At 47.8% G+C, this 19,069-nt stretch carries 16 protein-coding genes and 1 tRNA gene; 10 read left to right on the forward strand and 7 right to left on the reverse strand.

The window, feature by feature from the left end; all coding sequences use genetic code 11:
• The 3 genes from GRP75_RS03265 to GRP75_RS03275 form a co-directional block, all read left to right on the forward strand.
• A partial coding sequence (locus tag GRP75_RS03265) for an AAA family ATPase (RefSeq protein ID WP_160788592.1) occupies nucleotides 1–279 on the forward strand: 279 nt, incomplete at its 5' end.
• A gap of 247 nt (nucleotides 280–526) precedes the next feature.
• Nucleotides 527–1,729 (forward strand): MFS transporter, encoded by a 1,203-nt coding sequence (locus tag GRP75_RS03270; protein WP_028541191.1) that lies wholly within the window; start codon nucleotides 527–529, stop codon nucleotides 1,727–1,729.
• A 221-nt stretch (nucleotides 1,730–1,950) separates the two neighbouring features.
• Nucleotides 1,951–3,003, forward strand: coding sequence for a lactonase family protein (locus GRP75_RS03275; RefSeq protein WP_160788593.1), 1,053 nt, complete (start codon nucleotides 1,951–1,953; stop codon nucleotides 3,001–3,003).
• 119 nt (nucleotides 3,004–3,122) lie between these two features.
• Here GRP75_RS03275 and GRP75_RS03280 read toward each other — a convergent pair whose 3' ends face one another.
• Both GRP75_RS03280 and GRP75_RS03285 read right to left on the reverse strand, forming a co-directional pair.
• Nucleotides 3,123–4,079 carry an ArsR/SmtB family transcription factor gene (locus GRP75_RS03280; RefSeq protein WP_023986743.1) on the reverse strand — a complete coding sequence of 319 codons (957 nt, stop codon included), beginning with the start codon at nucleotides 4,077–4,079 and terminating at the stop codon, nucleotides 3,123–3,125.
• Nucleotides 4,080–4,351: 272 nt separating this feature from the next.
• Complete coding sequence (locus GRP75_RS03285; protein ID WP_160788594.1) at nucleotides 4,352–5,317, reverse strand: hypothetical protein; 966 nt, start codon at nucleotides 5,315–5,317, stop codon at nucleotides 4,352–4,354.
• A 273-nt stretch (nucleotides 5,318–5,590) separates the two neighbouring features.
• Here GRP75_RS03285 and GRP75_RS03290 point away from each other — a divergent pair, with 273 nt between their 5' ends.
• Both GRP75_RS03290 and GRP75_RS03295 read left to right on the forward strand, forming a co-directional pair.
• The gene (locus GRP75_RS03290) at nucleotides 5,591–6,223 is read left to right on the forward strand and encodes an NAD(P)-dependent oxidoreductase (RefSeq protein ID WP_023986745.1); all 633 of its coding nucleotides are present in this window, start codon (nucleotides 5,591–5,593) and stop codon (nucleotides 6,221–6,223) included.
• Nucleotides 6,224–6,256: 33 nt separating this feature from the next.
• Complete coding sequence (locus GRP75_RS03295; RefSeq protein ID WP_160788595.1) at nucleotides 6,257–7,972, forward strand: NAD(P)H-hydrate dehydratase; 1,716 nt, start codon at nucleotides 6,257–6,259, stop codon at nucleotides 7,970–7,972.
• On the opposite strand, the gene GRP75_RS03300 is transcribed toward GRP75_RS03295, so the two are convergent.
• Nucleotides 7,956–8,450 carry a hypothetical protein gene (locus GRP75_RS03300; protein ID WP_023986747.1) on the reverse strand — a complete coding sequence of 165 codons (495 nt, stop codon included), beginning with the start codon at nucleotides 8,448–8,450 and terminating at the stop codon, nucleotides 7,956–7,958. The genes GRP75_RS03295 and GRP75_RS03300 overlap by 17 nt on opposite strands.
• 170 nt (nucleotides 8,451–8,620) lie before the next feature.
• On the opposite strand from GRP75_RS03300, the gene GRP75_RS03305 reads away from it, so the two are divergent.
• Nucleotides 8,621–9,457 (forward strand): HAD hydrolase-like protein, encoded by an 837-nt coding sequence (locus tag GRP75_RS03305; RefSeq protein ID WP_023986748.1) that lies wholly within the window; start codon nucleotides 8,621–8,623, stop codon nucleotides 9,455–9,457.
• Between the two features lie 171 nt (nucleotides 9,458–9,628).
• Here GRP75_RS03305 and GRP75_RS03310 read toward each other — a convergent pair whose 3' ends face one another.
• Nucleotides 9,629–10,579 carry a beta-ketoacyl-ACP synthase III gene (locus tag GRP75_RS03310; RefSeq protein WP_071559402.1) on the reverse strand — a complete coding sequence of 317 codons (951 nt, stop codon included), beginning with the start codon at nucleotides 10,577–10,579 and terminating at the stop codon, nucleotides 9,629–9,631.
• Between the two features lie 245 nt (nucleotides 10,580–10,824).
• On the opposite strand from GRP75_RS03310, the gene GRP75_RS03315 reads away from it, so the two are divergent.
• On the forward strand, nucleotides 10,825–11,505 hold the full coding sequence (locus GRP75_RS03315; RefSeq protein ID WP_025723692.1) for a LexA family transcriptional regulator: 681 nt from the start codon (nucleotides 10,825–10,827) through the stop codon (nucleotides 11,503–11,505).
• Nucleotides 11,506–11,620: 115 nt separating this feature from the next.
• The gene (locus tag GRP75_RS03320; RefSeq protein WP_025723693.1) at nucleotides 11,621–12,427 is read left to right on the forward strand and encodes a patatin-like phospholipase family protein; all 807 of its coding nucleotides are present in this window, start codon (nucleotides 11,621–11,623) and stop codon (nucleotides 12,425–12,427) included.
• Between the two features lie 180 nt (nucleotides 12,428–12,607).
• Here GRP75_RS03320 and GRP75_RS03325 read toward each other — a convergent pair whose 3' ends face one another.
• The 3 genes from GRP75_RS03325 to GRP75_RS03335 form a co-directional block, all read right to left on the reverse strand.
• Nucleotides 12,608–14,359 carry a methyl-accepting chemotaxis protein gene (locus GRP75_RS03325; protein WP_023986749.1) on the reverse strand — a complete coding sequence of 584 codons (1,752 nt, stop codon included), beginning with the start codon at nucleotides 14,357–14,359 and terminating at the stop codon, nucleotides 12,608–12,610.
• 166 nt (nucleotides 14,360–14,525) lie between these two features.
• A complete protein-coding gene (locus tag GRP75_RS03330; protein ID WP_023986750.1) occupies nucleotides 14,526–15,557 on the reverse strand; it encodes a ribonucleotide-diphosphate reductase subunit beta in 1,032 nt (343 codons plus the stop codon).
• Between the two features lie 20 nt (nucleotides 15,558–15,577).
• Nucleotides 15,578–17,911: a ribonucleoside-diphosphate reductase subunit alpha gene (locus GRP75_RS03335; protein ID WP_160788596.1), complete on the reverse strand. Its 2,334-nt coding sequence runs from the start codon at nucleotides 17,909–17,911 to the stop codon at nucleotides 15,578–15,580.
• Between the two features lie 526 nt (nucleotides 17,912–18,437).
• On the opposite strand from GRP75_RS03335, the gene GRP75_RS03340 reads away from it, so the two are divergent.
• The gene (locus GRP75_RS03340) at nucleotides 18,438–18,785 is read left to right on the forward strand and encodes an MTH1187 family thiamine-binding protein (RefSeq protein ID WP_013308518.1); all 348 of its coding nucleotides are present in this window, start codon (nucleotides 18,438–18,440) and stop codon (nucleotides 18,783–18,785) included.
• 73 nt (nucleotides 18,786–18,858) lie between these two features.
• Nucleotides 18,859–18,930: transfer RNA gene (locus tag GRP75_RS03345), tRNA-Thr, on the forward strand.
• The last annotated feature ends 139 nt before the right edge of the window (nucleotides 18,931–19,069 follow it).

Raw genomic sequence — 19,069 nt, forward strand, 5'->3', positions numbered from 1 at the left:
GGATTGTATATTTTGGATGAACCGGAGGCTGCGTTATCGCCTTTGCGCCAGATGGCCATGCTTGCACGGATTCACGAGCTGGTGCAGCAGGGCTCACAGTTTATCATTTCTACTCATTCCCCCATTTTGATGGCGTATCCAGATTCCATCTTGTATCATTTGACACATGAAGGGATCGACATCCGGACACTGGAGGAAACCGATCATTTTATCATCACGAAGCAATTTCTGAATAACAAGGAAAAGATGATACAGGAGCTATTCGAAGATCCACAATAGGGATCGTAGGGACCGCCAGACCGTTCCAGAAATTCACCCTGGTCGTTCGTATGAGAGGGACAACATCGCCATTTCAGGTTGTTCCTTTTTGCTGTCCTGTCAAAGGAAAGATTCAGGGTTATCGGAAGTATTTTATGATTGTTATTTGTCTCTCGCTCTATTAATATAATGAAGAGTTTTGCTGAAATGGTTGCAAAATAAGATTTTCGTATACGAAATAAAGAACCTGAGGAGGACAAAACGCAACATGTCAGATTCACAACAGTTGAAAATGGGACCGCTGGTCATTTTGATGATTAATATGTTTATTGCCATGCTGGGAATTGGCCTCATTATTCCGATCCTCCCTAAGTTTATGAGCTCCTTGGGAGGCAGTGGTGAAACGGGTGGTTATTTGGTTGCTGTGTTTGGCTTAACCCAATTCCTGTTTTCGCCGCTAGCGGGAGAATGGTCCGATAAATACGGACGTAAAAAAATGATTATTATCGGTTTGGTAATCATGACGGCTTCTTCTGTATTGTTTGCGATTGGGGAATCGTTGACCACATTGTATATCTCCCGTTTACTGGGTGGTGCAGGGGCAGCCTTTATGATTCCTCCGATGATGGCCTATATTGCTGACATTACAACGGTCCACAATCGCGGTAGAGGAATGGGGCTGTTGGGTGCCGCCATGTCTCTTGGCTTTGTGATCGGTCCTGGTGTGGGCGGTTTGCTGGCAGATATCTCGATTCGTACGCCCTTGTATGTTTCGGCGGCCGTATCGGGCGTAGCTGCACTGATTTCCTTGATTATGCTACCCGAAACCTTATCGCTGGAAAAACAGTTGAAGTTTCGGAATGTCAAGGCCAAACGGGACAATGTGATTAAACAGTTTGCCCTTTCTTTCCGCAAGCCTTACTTTATGCTGCTGATTATGATATTCACGTTAACCTTTGGACTGACACATTTTGAAACGATGTTTCCTTTCTTTGTGACGGGGAAGTTTCATTATAATGAGCGTGATATTGCTATCATTATTACCGTAGGTGCACTGGTCGGAACCGTGATTCAAGCTGTGGTAATCAGTCCGATGTTAAACCGTTTTGGCGAAAAAGGTGTCATCATCGGTTCCTTTCTGTTTTCGGCGATTTCCCTTGTGCTTATGCTGCTCTCTGGCAACTTTTATTATGTACTCGGGGTATCGCTCATCTTCTTTACCGCTACGTCGTTGCTTCGGCCAGCCATTAATACTGCTTTATCCAAAATGGCGGGGGATGAACAGGGAGTTGCAGCTGGCATGAACAATGCTTATATGAGTATTGGTAATATTCTAGGACCTGCGCTTGCGGGTACATTGTTCGAGGTGCATATCAATTTGCCATACATTTTTGGGGCAGCCATTCTCATTCTTAGTTTGGGTCTGGCTGTAAAATGGAAAAGCAGAGATACGCAAACCACAGCGGTTTAATGTTGTTCTTTTCGTGAAATTAGTCTCTTTTGGTGTGAACTGTGACGTTCTTGTGAACCGCAGATGGCGCCGAAGGAGGCTATTTTTTTTGCATACATCGCGAAACGTTAATGAAACGACAGAATCTTGGGTAATAATGCATGATGAGTTTACAACAAGACAAAAGTAGAGCTAAAAGCCAGATAATATGTAAAAAAACAGCTAGAAGGAGATGAGAGCCGATGGAAGAGCGGAAAGAGCAGTTATTTTATACAGGAACTTATGCGTCTCGTCAGGAAAGAGGAATATATGTATGTGCTTTGCGTGTGACCAATGGTGATCTGCGCATTGTTGGAGGTGTGGAAGGAATGGAGAGGCCTTCTTTTCTCGCGCTACACCCGGATGGGACGAAGCTGTATGCTGCCAGTGAAACAGAAGGAGGCGAGCTGTATGCGTATCAGGTGAATGCCCAGACGGGGGAATTACATCCTTTGGATCGAAAAGGGACGGAGGGAGCGCATACTTGTTATGTTTCCGTAACAACCGATGGACGATATGTGCTGGCTTCTAACTATTCAGGCGGCAATGCCGTTGTGTTCCCTGCGACGGAAGCAGGAGGATTAGGAGACATGTCGGGACAAGTTCAGCATACCGGCTCAGGTATTCGCCAGGACCGCCAGGATGCGGCACATCCGCATTCGATTATTCCAGATCCTTCAGGACAGTATGCCATGGTATGTGATCTGGGACTGGACCAGATTGTGGTATACCGTTTGACAGAGGATGGAAAACTGGTGACCCATCGTGAGACAGATTTGCCACCCGGTTCTGGGCCGCGTCATCTGGTTTTTCATCCTTCGCGTCCATATGCTTTTGTCGCCAATGAGTTGAACAATACAGTCGCTGTGTTTAGTTATAACGAACGTAATGGTGAGCTTACATTGCTGCAAAGCCTGTCCACACTGCCAGAAGGCATTATAGATGTAGAAAATACAGCAGCCGATATTCGGATTACGCCCTGTGGACGCTTTTTGTATGTGTCAAACCGCGGCCATGACAGCATCGTGCTATACCATGTCGATCTGGACAGCGGCAAGCTGAAGACGGTTGAATGGGTGGAAACCTTCGGCAGCACACCCCGTAACTTCAACATCCTGTCCGGTTATCTGGTAGTAGCGAATCAGGATGGAAACAACATCGTATCCTTTGCCGTCCATAGTGAGGATGGACGGCTGACCCGAACGGGATATGTGCTGGAGGTTCCTTCACCTGTATGTATTGAACCTGTTCGCTAATCGGATAGCATGTGGCAAAAGAGTACAATATAAGTGGATGAAAAATAAAACACGGCGCTTTGTTTCCCATGAAAGGCATGGGCAAAACGCCGTGTTCAGGTCTTGAAGTGGTCTAAAAGCTACTTACTGCTATCGCCAGCTTCTACCGCTACTGTTTTGGCATGATTTTCTGTATGTTTGTAGTACAAACGGAACAGGATGTCCTGATTGTAGTTACCGAATCCGGTACCGAACAGGGTAACCCCTCCAACATGCTGGGCATCATCCAATATGGCAATGCGGAATTTCCATTGCTTCTGATCAATTAGCACTTGGCTTAAAGTCACGTCGGATATCTGTTTGCCATCCATAAAGGTGCCTTCAGAGGTAACGCGAAGTCTTTTAAGGAGACCATATTGATTAATAAAATCAGGCCACCATGCAGGTGTGTATTTACCACGGTTATCCCCGAAATCCCCTGGACTGGTCCATGTACCCAAATTCACATCATTTAGGAAAAAAGTGATATCTGAAGGCCAATTATCATTGGTAAAAGGGGCCTCGGATGATAGTTCCATCGAAATTTCCAGTTCCTCAGCTTTTTGGCTGGACAGTAGGAAATTCGGCACCTTATAATCCATATAACCTTGGCTGAACCATAGAATTTTGGAATTGAAGCGCTCAGGGTCCAAGAATGAACGAGGCTCATCGAATTCACCAATGATCTTTTCGACGGTAGCCAGTCCGCAGGTCGCCTGTATTTCAAAATCTGTAAAGTGTCCGACAGAAATCTCCGTCTGATGGAATTGTCGTACATCCTGCTGGTAGCGTGGCATGGCGATTTCAATTTTGTCTGTAGCCAGTGAGCACACTTTCTGTACCCCGCCTCGTCCAGGCAGCATTTTGGTCGAAATAATGGACGCTCTCTCCAGTTTCTTGACATGCATCGTCATAATCGCACTGCTGAGCCCCAACGCTTCCGCCAGCTCACGTATATTCATAGGCTTCTCCGCAAGCAGAACAATCATGTTTAGCCGAACCTCACTGGCCAGCGCTTCATAAACGGGAAGTGATTTTTCAGAAATGTCCAGTTGCATAGTTCCTCCAATTCTAACGCACATCATAAATTGATGGTAGTTTAACATATATGGATTTTTTTCAATAATCATACATAAAAAACGATATGATTTACATTTATATAAACAATATACCCTTTCCTTGATCACTGGCACAAGCCTAACCCCTCAAAAAGCCGGAAATTGTTCAAAAAACAGGACACCCCATGAACTCTTTCTTTGTTGTTGGGATGTCCTGTGATGGTATGTGATTTGCAGGGTGGATACAGGATAGAGTCAAGTGCCTTTGGTGTTTAGGACCGGATATGTTCTTCTGCCAAAGAAGAGCCAGCCGTTTTATCTTTATCTGCTGCGTGTACATCCTGATGTTGAGAAGCATCTGCCTTGATCAAGCCGGGGTGACCAACATAAGGACGATCACTGCGCGAGCGGCCTCGGGTAAGTCGGAAGCCAATCAAGAACAGCACAAGCTGCACAGCCAGTATGTAGGGAGACGCTTCCGGTCCGATCCATTGAAACAGAGCGACAGCGGCGATTACCATGCACAACAGGCTTGTTGGAAAATGGGATGCCGTCACGTCCAGATCATTTTGCCTGCGCAGGGTCATCAGCCGGTATACATACAGTAGGGCGATCAAGCCGGAAACGAACCTCATCCATGCATACCCTATGAGCCATGAGGCAGATTGTGCAGTGTCGGGCAGACTAACATCGACATGGCTGGAGGCTATCAGTTCCACAACCAGCCTTGAGACCAACCAGACGATTCCTGCCAGCGCCAACGGACCAGCTGCTGGACGTAATAGCTTCCACAATGCTGTTCCCCAGCCCGGAGCATGAGATTCCAGCAGAACCAGACGCCGTTCCTCGATGAGTTTGTTCATTTCACGCTCCAGTGATTTGAGAAGCAATTCTCTGCGGAACGTATCACATTCCCGAAGGGATGCTTGAACCTGCTCTTGAAGGTGAGGGGTCAAATAGGGAGCAGCTTTGGTTTCCTGAAGAGCGTGGATGAGTCCGTTCTGGTACTGCTTTTCGCTGTTATTGAACCCATTCTGGGTAGCGGTTTGGAGACAACCAGCTAATCGTCCATAGATACGCAGCGATTCCTGTAATTCTTCCAGCCGCTGCTGACGCGAATTTCGAAGCTGGGCTGCACTGTGAACATACAGCCATACCAGCAAAGATAACGCCAGCAGGAAGGCAATCAGACCGGGTGAGATATATGCGACTAACGCCGCGAAGTCCGTCGGGGACACCCGCAATCCCTCCTTCCATTGTTCTTTCTACACTATTGCACAGACTACACAGGCATTTCAAGGGCTTGTATACCTTTGACCAGGATATATGAAGTATTTTTTGGTAAAATAGACAAGATACAAGCAGGAGGGTAGATTCGGTATGGATAAAAATATAAAAATTGCAACAGAACATCATAAGACATCGAATCGATATCTTGCACGGGTTTAAGCTGGAGATAAAACGGATAAATAACAGTAAGTAAATTATAGACAGGAAGAAGGCATATTTATATGAAAGTTATTATTTTTGGAGCAACTGGAACCATTGGTCAAGCGTTAGTAAAGGAAGCAATCAAGCGCAAGTATGAAGTGACAGCAGCGGTCCGCGACCCCCAACGTGTGACGGAGCGAAGTGAATACTTGACGGTGGTTCAAGCAGATATTCTAAATCCGAATTCTGTTACGGAAGTGGCCAAAGGGCACGATGCTATCATTAGCGCGTACGGTCCCAAGTTTGGAGAAGAGGAAGAACTGCTCGAAGCGACTCGTTCTTTGCTGGAAGGAACCCGGCGTTCCGGCGCGGAACGCATACTTGTCGTTGGTGGAGCGGGAAGTCTGAAAACAGAAAACGGTGAACGCCTCATGGATACCGCCGAGTTTCCGGAGGAAGTGAAGCCGCTGGCGGCTGCCCATGCAGATGCACTGGAGCTGTACCGCGCTGCGGATGTAGATTGGACCTATTGTAGTCCTGCCGGGATGATTGAATCGGGAAAACGTACAGGACAGTTCCGTATTGGTTTGGATCATTTGGTGGTTGACGAATTAGGCCATAGCCGTATCTCGGTCGAAGATTATGCGGTAGCCCTGATTGATGAGTTAGTAGAAGGGGAATTTGTCAATTCCCGTTTTACAGTCGGGTATTAATAAGCAGGGATAGCCATATGGGAGGCGAAAAGCATGTATATGGTGACCGCCGAAGAAATGCGGCAATTGGATCGGTACACAATTGACAGGCTGGGTATCCCGGCCCTTACGTTGATGGAAAATGCCGGGTGCGCGGTAGCTGACGAGGTATTGAAGCTACGTGCCGAGAGAAGTGGGAAGAGCAATGGCGGCTTCTCAGTAGGCACTTCTGATCTAACACGTGGGATTGAGCGTGCTGAAGTGTTAGGGCCGCAGTGGGCAGAAGAGGTTACACACACAGGGCCGGGGGATATACCGGGACATGGCGGTGTTATACGGACAGAGTCGTGGAGTCAAGGAGGACATGACTTACGGGAACGAGAACACTGGTATATCCTCGTAGGTAAAGGCAACAACGGTGGTGACGGACTGGTAGTAGCCCGCCATCTAACGGATGCAGGGCTGCGCGTCACCGTTGTGTACGTCGAGCCGCCAGAAACGCTGCGTGGTGAAGCGGCTGCGCAGCGCGACATCATCGCGGCTCTGGGTATCCCGGTGATCCTCTATGGCCGGGATACCCTCGACCTGCGCGGCGCCTCCGGCATCGTCGATGCCCTGCTGGGCACGGGCACGCAAGGCCCGCCGCGCGAACCCTACGCCTCGCTGATCCGCGAGGCCAATGCCAGCGGCGTGCCGCTCGTGTCGGTAGACGTGCCTAGCGGCCTCGACGCCGACACAGGTACGCTGCACGAGCCGTGCATTCGTGCGCGCGTCACCGTATGCCTCGCCTACTTGAAGCGTGGGCTCGTCCAATATCCGGGCGCCGGGACTGCAGGCGATGTGGTGGTACGCTACATCGGTATTCCACCCGGCCTTGCACGTGAGTGTGGCGTGCAGCTGCGGCTCTTGACCCGTGACACGCTGCGCGCTGCACTGGATGTGGATGTAAGCCGCAGCCGCGTGCCGGACGGGCACAAGGGCACCTACGGCCATGTTCTCGTCGCGGCCGGAAGCCTGCGCATGAGCGGCGCGGGCTTGCTGGCCGCACGTGCCGCTCTGCGCATCGGCAGCGGCCTTGTCACGTGGGCGGTGCCCGAGGCGTTGTTGCCGCGCGTCATTGGCGCCGCGCCGGAACTGATGCTCGCTGCCGCAGCAGCAGGCGGAGACGGCGAATGGAATGCCGACTCCGCAGACGAGCTGCTACAGCTCGCGCAGGCACGTGATGTACTGGCCGTCGGCCCCGGCCTCGGCCGCTTTGCAGGAGACACTGGCTGGCTGCGCCGCCTGTGGGAGGAATACGGCGGTCCGCTCGTGCTTGATGCGGACGCCTTGAACATCCTCGCCTCGGCGGGGCCTGAGCTGGAGGCTTGGAAGCCGAGAAGTGCGGCGGTCGTACTAACGCCGCACCCCGGTGAAATGGCTCGTCTGCTGGGCATACCGACAGCAGAGGTGCAGCGTGACCGCATCACCCATGCCCGGGAGTACGCCCGAACACGTGGGGTCACGCTGGTGCTCAAAGGAGCGCGCACTGTCATCGCTTGTCCCGACGGAACAGCCTACGTCAATACCACAGGCCATGCTGGGATGGCGACAGGCGGTGCGGGCGATGTGCTGACAGGCATCATCGCAGGTTTGCTGGCCCAGGGTCTGAATGCTGCGCAGGCAGCAGCCTTTGGCGTGTATCTGCATGGTGCGGCTGGAGAAACAGCCGCACGTCATCGCCAGCATCCTGCCTCTGTGATAGCTGGCGACATTATTGAAGCCCTATAGGCCATAGCAGCAGTGGCAGGAGGAAGGCCAACATGATCTGTAATCCATATTCACGGTTCAGCCAGTACCTTCCTCCATAATACAGCAGTGTAATCCCTGCACCTGCTATGCCGTTGCTCCATGAAATGCCCGTTCCGGCAGGCGACATCAAAGAACCTAGCAGGAGAAAGACGCTGAATCCTGCAGCGAGGTATAGGGTGAGTTGCTCGGGCTTACGAAGCCAGGGTAAAAGATCGCGTAGCGCATCAGCGGCAAGAGCGGCAGGAAGGGCAAAACCATAGGCCCACAGCTGCGCGGTCAGTTCACCACTATTGCCTGCTATAGTCAGAGGAATTCCTGTTATTTCCTCTGTCAGATAGCAGTAGACCCATAAGAGACCAAAAACCAATCCTCCACAGGCCAGTTTATTCAGCGCATAACAACCAAGCTCCATCCGCCAAGGCATTTTGGAATTAAATTCATTCCAAGGCTGTCTCATGTTGCGACTCCTCCTCTTATCACACTCGGTATTCATAACCAATCAAGGAATTTATTTTCAATTACAATCCGCTTACCGTTTACGACACTTCAGTTTACGTTAGCTGTGTATCATGTTCCTAAGCAAAATAAAGATTGCGGATAGCCGCGGTACGGAAAGGCGGGGATTGCATGATACAGGCGGTTATTTTTAATCTCGAAAGTACATTGTTAGACCCCGGAGGACGAGGCTTAACCCAGGGAATGCGTGACATTTTCAGATGGAAAGGTATACAGGTAACTGAAGAACAGGTATCTCATGGGCGAGGAATGCCGATCCGGGATCATATTGCGAATGTGCTGGGACTTTCAGAGGTTCGGAAAAAATGGCTGGAGTGCTTTGGTGCGCATCCTGGCAGAGCGGATATTGAGCATATTTATCTTGAGCTTGTCCCTGTTCTCCGCTCCTTGATCCAAGGGGCTGAGCCTGCTATCGGTATAGACAGGGCGCTGCAGGAGTTGCAGGATCGTCGCATTCAGTCAGGCGCCACTGCATCCTGTCCGATGGAAATGCTCAGTCACAAGTTTACGCCTGCACAGTCACCCTATACGTTGGATTGTATGGTAGCCCCTTGTGAAGTTTCGCAGGGGAGGCCTTATCCGTGGATGATCTATGAAATTGCACATCGCTTGCAGGTATTCCCACTTAGCGATATTGTGAAAGTAGGAGATACAGTAGCCGATATGCAAGAGGGACGGAACGCCGGTGTATGGACGATTGGTGTGTTGAACCATAACGAAAGCGTGACGACCGCAGCTCAAACGACCAGCCATGAAGCGGATGACAGAGTGGCTGAGGAACGGCGCAGACAGAGTGTATATGGTTTGAAAAGGGCAGGAGCCCACATCGTGATGAACTCGGTCGCTGACTTGCCGCGTATTTTGCGTGAAATCGAAATGCTCCAGCATACGGGAGGCTATCCTTCTTATACGAAACAGGTGAAAACAGCCGCGCTACCTCCATCATAAGAACAGGTATGAGTCTGGAGTGCTTGAATACACACTTCTAGGTTATATGTATGCACCTACTCGGATAAAGGTGAACTCTGCTTGGCTTTCAAAACATAAAAATGGAGCACTCGCTACGTTTGCGAATGCTCCATTTTAGTTTACTCCTTTTTGTCTGTTGAACTGAAGAATTTATGCGATCTGAATAACTTGAACACCCCAGGCTAATCCTGCGCCGAAGCCAGCCAGGACGACAATATCACCAGCTTGAATTCGCTGCTGTTCCATAGCTTCCGCGAGCGCAATGGGAATAGAAGCAGCTGACGTATTTCCGTATTTTTCGATATTTATAAAGAACTTATCCAGTGGAATTTTCAACTTAACTGCCGCATGTTCAATGATTCGGATATTGGCCTGATGCGGAATGATCAAAGCAATATCATCTATGCTTAATCTTAATTCCTCCATAACTTTAGTCAACATAGATTCCAGAATGCGCACCCCAAACTTGAAAACCTCTCGTCCATGCATTGTAATAGGCCCTGTGACGGGGGAGATCAGCATGTCTGCTCCACGTTCTTCCGAGCCAAGCAAGGAAAAAGACGAGAAAGCACCGGGATGAGATTGAAGGACAACAGCACCTGCTCCATCTCCAAATAAAACGGAGGTATTACGGTCCTGCCAATCTACGATTTTGGAGAACTTGTCTGCTCCAATCACCAGGACGTTGTGGTATGCACCTGCCTTCATCATGTCACTGCTGATCGAGAGGGCATATACAAAACCGGAGCAGGCTGCCGATAAGTCGAATGCAGGTGCGCGGCTTCCTAGCTTTTGCTTGACCAACATGGCCGTGGAAGGGAAAGCATAGTCAGGGGTGGACGTTGCCACTACAATAAGATCCACATCTTCCGATGATAATTGAGCACGGTGTAAAGCATGAGTTGCAGCCAGGACGGCAAGATCAGAGGTTTCTGCGGATGCTTCTGCGATATATCGCTGACGGATACCTGTTCGCTGAGTGATCCATTCATCGGATGTATCCAGAGATGCGGCTAATTCCAAATTGGTGAATAGTGATGCCGGTACATAGAATCCTGCACCCGTAATAGTAATGCCGTTGGGCTTGAGAGCTGATTGCATGAACGTTTCCCTCCAATAAAATAATCACACAAAAGACCGTAAAGACCAAAAAAACCAAAAAACGATATGGATAAAAATATAACACAAGCCAATTAAAAAGGAAATATGTAAAAGAGCAGCCCGCTGTGTGAGAATCAATAATCATTATGAGGCTTGCTTATATGGGTATTCAGTGCTAATATTTAGACACAAAAAACCCAAAAACGAATTCATAGAGAATTACACAGGGAGGTTACAACGCTATCGTGTCACTTACTAAACGCCGACTGCAATTTTTGCATACATTAGTGGAACTGTACCAAAAAACAAAACTACCTATTCATTATGAGGCCTTGGCTAAATCATTAGGGGTTAGTAAGTGGACGGCCTATGACATGCTGAAAGAAATTGAAAAGCTCGGGTTTATTACGCGCAGCTATGAGGTGAATACCAAGGTAACCGGACGTTCACAGGTTGTATTTGTACCTACAGATAAAGCTTCGGATTTGTTCAACCAGTCCCGGAATGAATTAGTGGATCTGGTGGATTGGAAAAAAACCGTCGAGAATATCTCGGGATTGCTCAAGGATTTGAACAATACAGGTCCCAATGAGGCGGTCCGAAAAATTTGGGCTGAAATTCCTGAAGCCAGTGTCAGAATCAATTTTTGTGCCTATATTATAGGGCTGCTTTTGATGTACTTGAAGAAGCTGGGAGGTAAAAGAGGTCCCTGGATTCAGCGGATTGTCCTTACAGCGCCAAGCAAGGAAATGGGCATGACCATGTTTGTTGGCACTGTGTTGGGTATGGCCTTACAAACGATGAACGATGAACTAGGCCTTGAAATTACGGAGCTGGTTTCCCGTTTTCTGCAATCCATTTCGGATCTTTCTGACGAGGAAAAAGGGTTGCTTTCCGATTTTCTAAGCGAGGCTTTTCATTTTTGAATATAACAGGAATGAGTCATTTGTGAGGAGAGGAAGCTGGCCTCCTTACGTTTAGTTTTTGGGTCTTTTGTGTGTTTGGACGCATGCAGTAAATACATGTAAAGGGGTTGCGTATATGCCGAAGGTAGGATTGGTTTTGGGTGGGGGAGCAGTCAGAGGACTTGCTCATTTGGGGGTACTGAGAGCGTTCGAAAGACACGGGATTCAGGTCGATTGTATCGTCGGTACGAGTATGGGCGGCATTGTTGGCGGACTTTATGCGGCGGGTGTTCCTACGGATGCTCTATTGGATTGTATTAAAAAGACACCTAAATACCGCCTGTTGGATATCGGCATACGCCATCGTGGTTTAATTGGCGGTAACAGCATGAATACGGTGGTGAATGAGCTACTGCAGCAGTATGGACAGCATACGCAGAAGATTGAGGATCTTCTTATCCGTTTTGAAGCTGTTTCTGTCGATTTACTGGAAGGCAAGCAATTCATTTTTGAACAAGGTGATTTGGTGACAGCACTGCGGGCTACGATGGCGTTTCCTGGCTTATTCGCTCCTGTGATGCATGAAGGCAAGATGCTGGTCGACGGAGGGGTATTAAACAATTTGCCTGTAGAAGAGATGAGTCGGGAAGCAGATTGTTTAGTAATTGCTGTTGATGTGGCACGGGGACATGAAAAGAAGCCGCCGCGAAATATGGTGGAAGTTGTATACCGCTCTTACAGCTTGATGACCGCCGAACGAAAGCATAATAGTCTCCGGCTAGCAGACGTTGTTATTCGCCCTGAAGTCGGACATATTGCGGCGTTTGATTTTACAAAATGGCCTGAATGCGTCGAGGCTGGCGAGGAAGCGGCTGAATGCATCATGGATGAACTGAAGCCGCAAATAGCCAATCATGGGCAATCAGCACAGATGCATGTTTAGTATGTAAAGAAAAGAAGTGCCTCTTAGTCGACACGCACGCATAGATCATCTGCCACTGATCCGCTCCAGACACATCTTGTATTCATCTGTTGAAAACGCAAATGACCCGTAAAAGAAACGCTTTTTCAAAGGTTCATCTTACGAGTCACAATTCATCATGCATGGGTAATCCCTTTTTTACTATTCAGCGTTTTTCACCCGGAACTGGTCAGCATGTCGCTGCAGATTGTTTGATAGTGTGGTCAGATTGCGGGCTACTTCGGATAGTTCTTTTACCGCTAGGGCCTGCTTCTGAGCGCTTGCTGATACATCTTCTGTCATTCCGGCAGTCTGCTGTGCCGCGCTGGCTGTGTGATTTAAATGTTGATCTACGCTGTGACGTACCTCTTGCATCTCTGCCGTCAATTGAGCCAGATGTGCAGCTAACTCCTGAACTTCCTGTGAAACCTGGGTGACTTTGTCAACAGACTGTAGACATACCGAAATTTGTACTTCTTGTTCATTGACGGTCTTTATGTTTTCATCAAATTGATCACCCATTTGCTCAATTTGCTCAACAAAGCTTCTTAAGATTTCATCGATTTCACGAATCGAAATGGCGGATTGCTGGGCAAGTTGTCCCATTTCATGAGCGACCACAGAAAAACCCTTGCCAGCTTCGCCTGCACGTGAGGCTTCAATAGAGGCATTAAAGGACAAAATCTGCGTCTGCTTTACGATGCCCTGTACCTGCTGACCGATGTTAGCCGCCTCGCGGGATTTTTCGGTTAACGCGTGTGACATGCGCTGCATCTGCTTGATACGCAAGGCGCTTTCTCGTCCTTTCTCTAATAACAGTTCATGCTCACTAGCTACCTGATTACGAACCTCATTGAGATGATGGGCCGTATCCGTAAATTGTTGCACATGGCTTCCGACTTCATCCAGCGTTTGTCCTAATCGATCAGATTGTTGAACCGATTCCACCGCTTGATCCGCTTGGTTAATAGAGACATCGGCAATTTGCTGGAGTGTACGGGACAGTTCCTCAGTCTGGTGGAGTGTTCCTTCCGTTGTCACGACGATATTCTCCGATGCGTGCTGGAGTGTGCTTGAACTGCTTTGAATATCCACAATCATATTCGACATGGCTTCCACCATTTTGTTCGTCAATTTGCTGATTTCGCCTAACTGATCATATGTTACTTGCGACGATGTAACCGTAAGGTTGCCGTCGGCTACTTGCTCCAGTGTATTTTTAATAAATCTCACCTGACGCAGTATCCGTCGGGTTACCAGCATCATAGCCGCAATTGAGATGATCAGAATGATGGAGATAACAGGGATAACTAATCGGTAGGCCTCGGGCAAGGTATGTTCGTATACTTCAGTCACAGAGGACAGGGATCTGTCGATTCCCAAATATCCAATGATGGTTCCATCGGTATCCTTAATGGGAGTAAAGGAGGAAAACATCGTCCCCCACTCAGGGTCCGTTGTAATATCTGTAGTTACCGTTTCCCCTTGTTTTAATTTCTCTTCCGTTTCTTTAAGGGTAAAACTTACAGGAGTTCCGAATGGACTGTAGTCTTTGTCGTCCCATGCGGCTCCATCCACTGTAATTTTCCACTCATTTCCAACCCGGTTGTACATATAGATGTACAGGATTCCAGTTTGCAACCTGAGCGTATTTAACTCGTTCCGAAGCTGCTTATACTCGCTGCTTTGCTCAGATGAATTAGTGTTTAAGCTCTTGACTGCGGACTTGTCCAGTAACTGTGCCGTGTTCTTTGCCAGCGTTTCATTGTTTAGCTGCATGGTTGATAGAGAAGCATTTTGGATAGATTGATTGGTCGTCCACAGAACAATGACGCCAATCACTATTAAAGGAATGAGCAAGATGAAGTAGAGTTTGGATTGTAATCCCATTCTTTTTTTAACGCTGCTTTTCATAATATGCTCCTTACTATGTTTTTTTCACCTTCATATATATCGTGTACAAATAGGAAAATATGAATAGTAATTCAGATGTTTCATGATTTTTTTTGCGTATTTGCGTAAATTCTCATGAAAAAAGCCTTAGCCCGGTAAGTACCGAGTTAAGGCTGTATCTTATGACTTACAAATCGTCAAATCCGTTGTCATCTCCGACCTTGCCATAATTGCGTGATTTTGCTTCAAAAAAGTCCGTTTTTGTCGCATTCAGCGCTTCGTCTGAGAATGGTTTAATCCAAGGCATACAGTTTACATCTACGCCTTCGTATGCTTTGTCCATACCAAGCAATCTCAGGCGCATATTTGCCATGTATTTGATATAATCGCTCAGCTCGTTCAAGTCGATGCCGCGAACCTCTTTGAGCGTATAATGCGCCCAATTCGTTTCCAGCTCCACAGCGCGGTTAATCATACGATAGACATAGTCCGTATTTTCCTTGGTGTTCAGCTCAGGGAAATCGGACAATAGCTGCTTAAACACTTCAGCAAAAAAGTAGCAATGCTGATTTTCATCACGTTGAATATACGAGATCATTTGGCTGGTCGCCATCATTTTCTGATCACGGGCCAAATTGTAGAAGAAAGCAAATGTACTGTAAAAGAAAATGCCTTCCAGAATCAAATCGGCTACCATCGCTTGGAAAAAGGTTTGCGGGTTCTGCTCATCGCGGAACTCCTGGTAAATATCCGAGATGAATGTGTTACGCTCCAGCAGGACAGGATCGTTTTTCCAGTATTCAAAAATTTCCTTCTGTTCCTGATCTGACACCAAAGAAGACAGAACGTAGGAGTAGGACTGGTTATGGACCACTTCCTGCTGCCCGATAATCGCCGAAATAGCTTCCAGCGAGGAATCGGTAAAATAGCGTTTTACATCCCCGACAAACATCGTTTGCATGGAATCCAGCACAGCCAGCAGGCCGATGTTAATTTTGAAGGTGCGCTGTTCTTCGGCATCCAGCACAGGGAACTGGGACGCGTCCTTGGACATCGGAATTTCATCTGGAATCCAGTGGTTCAGCAGCAGCACTTTATACAGTTTGTACATATGCGGCATCCGAATATCGTTCCAATTCAAAATACCGGAGCTTTCGCCTTCAATAATACGGGTAGAGCGATTTGGCGCTTCCGTGTTAAATATCTTCTGTAACTGCATGAGAGCTTCTCTCCTTTAGTTTAGGATGCGCAGCTATCACATTCTTCAATCGTCAGTGCGCGGCTGCGTACATAATAGGTCGATTTCATACCTGATTTCCAGGCATGGATGTGCAGCTCTAAAAATTCAGTTGCTTTAATATCGGGACGTACATACAGGTTAAAGCTTTGGCCTTGGTCAATATGACGCTGACGTGCAGAAGCCATGTTGATCGAAGCGTGTTGATCCAGCAAGAAAGCTGTCTTGTAGTACCAGATGGTTTTCTCGTTCAAGTCCGGTGCTGGGTTAGCGATCTTGTAAGTTGTTTTCTCTTCATAGGAAAGCAACTCATACAATGGATCAATGCTGGCGGTAGAGCCTGCGATGATAGACGTGGAACCGTTAGGCGCGATGGCGAACAGCCATGCGTTGCGGACACCATTTTGTTTGACTTCTTCTGCAAGCTCGCTCCACTCGGACGTAGTGACAAATTTGCCTTCACGTGTACCGTCCGTATAGCCACGGGAAGTGAAATAGTGCCCGCTAGACCAATCAGAACCCTCGAATTTCGCATAACGGCCTTTTTCTTTCGCTAGCTCCATGCTGGATTTGACTGCCAGGTAGTTAATCTTTTCATACAAATGATCGTTATAGGTTACCGCTTCATCGGATTCCCAACGGATACCTTCCAGTGCGAGTAGATGATGCAGTCCAAATGTACCCAGACCGACAGCGCGATATTGGCTGTTCGTATATTGTGCTTGCAGCACTTCAATGTTGTTGATATCAATAACATTATCCAGCATACGTACCTGAATCGGTACGAGGCGATCCAGCACACCTGCCGGAACCGCACGAGCCAGATGGATGGAGTTCAGGTTGCAAACAACAAAGTCGCCAGGGATTTTGGAAATAACAATGCGTGTTTGTCCGTCCTTGGTGACCAATTCTTCTTTTTCTACTACAGTTGCAGATTGGTTTTGCATAATTTCCGTACACAGGTTGGAGGAATATACCATACCATGGGCGCGGTTCGGGTTGGCCCGGTTTACCGTATCACGATAGAACATGTACGGTGTACCTGTTTCCAGTTGTGATTTCATCAGGCGCTTCATGATGTCGATGGCAGGCACTGTAATACGAGAGAGAATGGGATGCTGTGACGCCTCCTCATACTTTTCGCGGAAGGTACCTGAACCGAAGGTTTCATCATAAAAATCTTCCAGGCCCAGTGGACGACCGTTGTCATCTTTCCAGCCCATCACCTTCTTCACTTCATGCGGACAGAACAGATTCCATTCACCACGTGCTTCGACCCGCTCCATGAACAGATCGGGCAGACATACGCCGTGGAACACGTCATGTGCACGCATCCGCTCGTCACCGTTGTTCAGCTTCAGGTCAAGGAACGCGAGGATGTCCTTATGGAATACGTCCAGATATACGGCAATTGCACCTTTGCGAGTACCCAATTGGTCTACGCTAACAGCTGTATTGTTCAGCTGACGAATCCACGGAATGACGCCAGAACTTGTATTTTTATGTCCACGGATATCGGACCCGCGCGCCCGTACTTTACCGAGGTACACGCCGATGCCGCCGCCCATTTTGCTAAGACGGGCTACATCCGTATTGGAGTCGAAAATACCTTCCAGGGAGTCGTCTACGGTGTCGATAAAGCAGCTGGAGAGCTGTCCGGCCACCTTTTTTCCGGCATTGGACATGGTTGGTGTAGCTGCCGTCATGTACATGTTGCTCATCGCCCAGTATGCTTCCTTGACCAGCTCCATACGCTTGTCGGCAGGCTCTTGGTGCATCAGGTACATCGCGATGATCATGTAGCGTTCTTGCGGCAGTTCCATTACGCGTCCATCAAAATCATTGGCCAAATAGCGCTCAGACAGCGTTAATAGCCCGATATAATCGAACAGCAGGTCATTTTTCGGCAATATGGAATCGCCCAGCTCATCAATCTGCTCCTTGGTATAGTAGTCGAGCAGTTCTTGACGGTAAATTCCTTTTTGGACCAAATCGGTAATCAGCGGATAAAAAGCGCCGTAAGGCTCGTCCGCATAGGATTTGTAACGTCGGTGAGTAGCAGCTTTTTTATACAAGGAAGTGAGCAAAGCACGTGCAGCGGCAAATTTCCAGTCCGGTTCTTCCTTACTAACCAATTCAAGGGCAGCCATCGCAAACGCGTTGCTGATGTCATCCCCCGTGACTTCGTCCCGGCGTAGCTTGCTAGTTACACCGCGAATGAGATGATCTTTATCCAGCTTGTCCAGCCCGCTGAGTACACGGTCGGCATATACGGAAATGCGTATTTCATCAAAAGCCAACTGGCGATTGTTTGGTTTGGTTACGAGTTGTGGCATAGGATTAATTCCTCGCTTTCCTGATTTGGAATCATACTTGGGAATAGCATGAAAATGATCATGATGAGAAGATAATGGCGAAAAAAGCGATGGTCAGACAGCATTTGGGGGCTGTATGTAATCCAATAACATAGAAATAGCGATGCACCTGCCAATGAAGGGGGAAAAGATGGTTCCCGTACGATTTATCGGCTACATCACTATATTTAGACGTGTTATGAATATTTAACCCAACATATTGTGTGTATAAACTTAAAATTTCAAATAAGTGCAAGGAGTATTATAGCAACATTCGAAGCCATACGTAAAGGAAAAGGAATGGAAAATCAAAATATGCAGAGAAGTCGCGGGCTGTATTTGAATTGAGGCAGTTTGAACGGTACAATGAATGATAAAGATGTTTCCTACAGAAACAAGCAGCATACATATGAACTTTTTTTGTGAAATAAGGTTGCTCGTTCTATCGGACTGAGGTTTTAGATTTTTAAAGAAGTGACGATTTTAAATTAAAAGGAGGAACTTGGCGATGGCTATTGCAGAAGTGACAGTGATCCCGATTGGAACGGGGAGTACAAGCCTGAGCGACTACGTTGCCCAGATGCAAAAAGTGTTGAAGACGCAAAAAGGAATTACCTATGAGCTTACCTCCATGAGTACGATTATTGAAGGTTCGTTGGACGATGTGTTCACCGCCATTGCTGCGCTGCACGAAGCGCCATTCCTGTCTGGAGCTAAGCGTGTTTCCACCTCGGTCAAAATTGATGATCGCCGTGACAAGCCTTCCTCCAGCCACCAAAAGCTCCGTTCCGTCGCAGAGAAACTATCGGGCACCGCGACAGGAAATGTTACCGAACTAAATCCAAATCCTAGTTGAAAAAGTTGATGTAAGTGATTGATTTTTATGTAACTAAGAGTATAATAGTTTTTGTTGTCAGTTACACTGACCTGCTGGTGTAGCTCAGGGGTAGAGCAACGCACTCGTAATGCGTAGGCCGGGGGTTCAATTCCCTTCACCAGCATAGCTATAAACTCAAGCACAGCGCGGCTTCCAAGCTTTTGGAGGGCGCGCTTTTTTGTGGTTTTGGACAATCTTCTACGCTGAGGTCTTTTTAGTAGGATTATTATGCTATATATAATTAGTTCTTTGTTTTGTTTCAT

Origin of the sequence: Paenibacillus sp. OT2-17, assembly GCF_009827695.1 — a bacterium.
In the GTDB taxonomy this organism is placed as follows: Bacteria; Bacillota; Bacilli; order Paenibacillales; family Paenibacillaceae; genus Paenibacillus; species Paenibacillus polymyxa_B.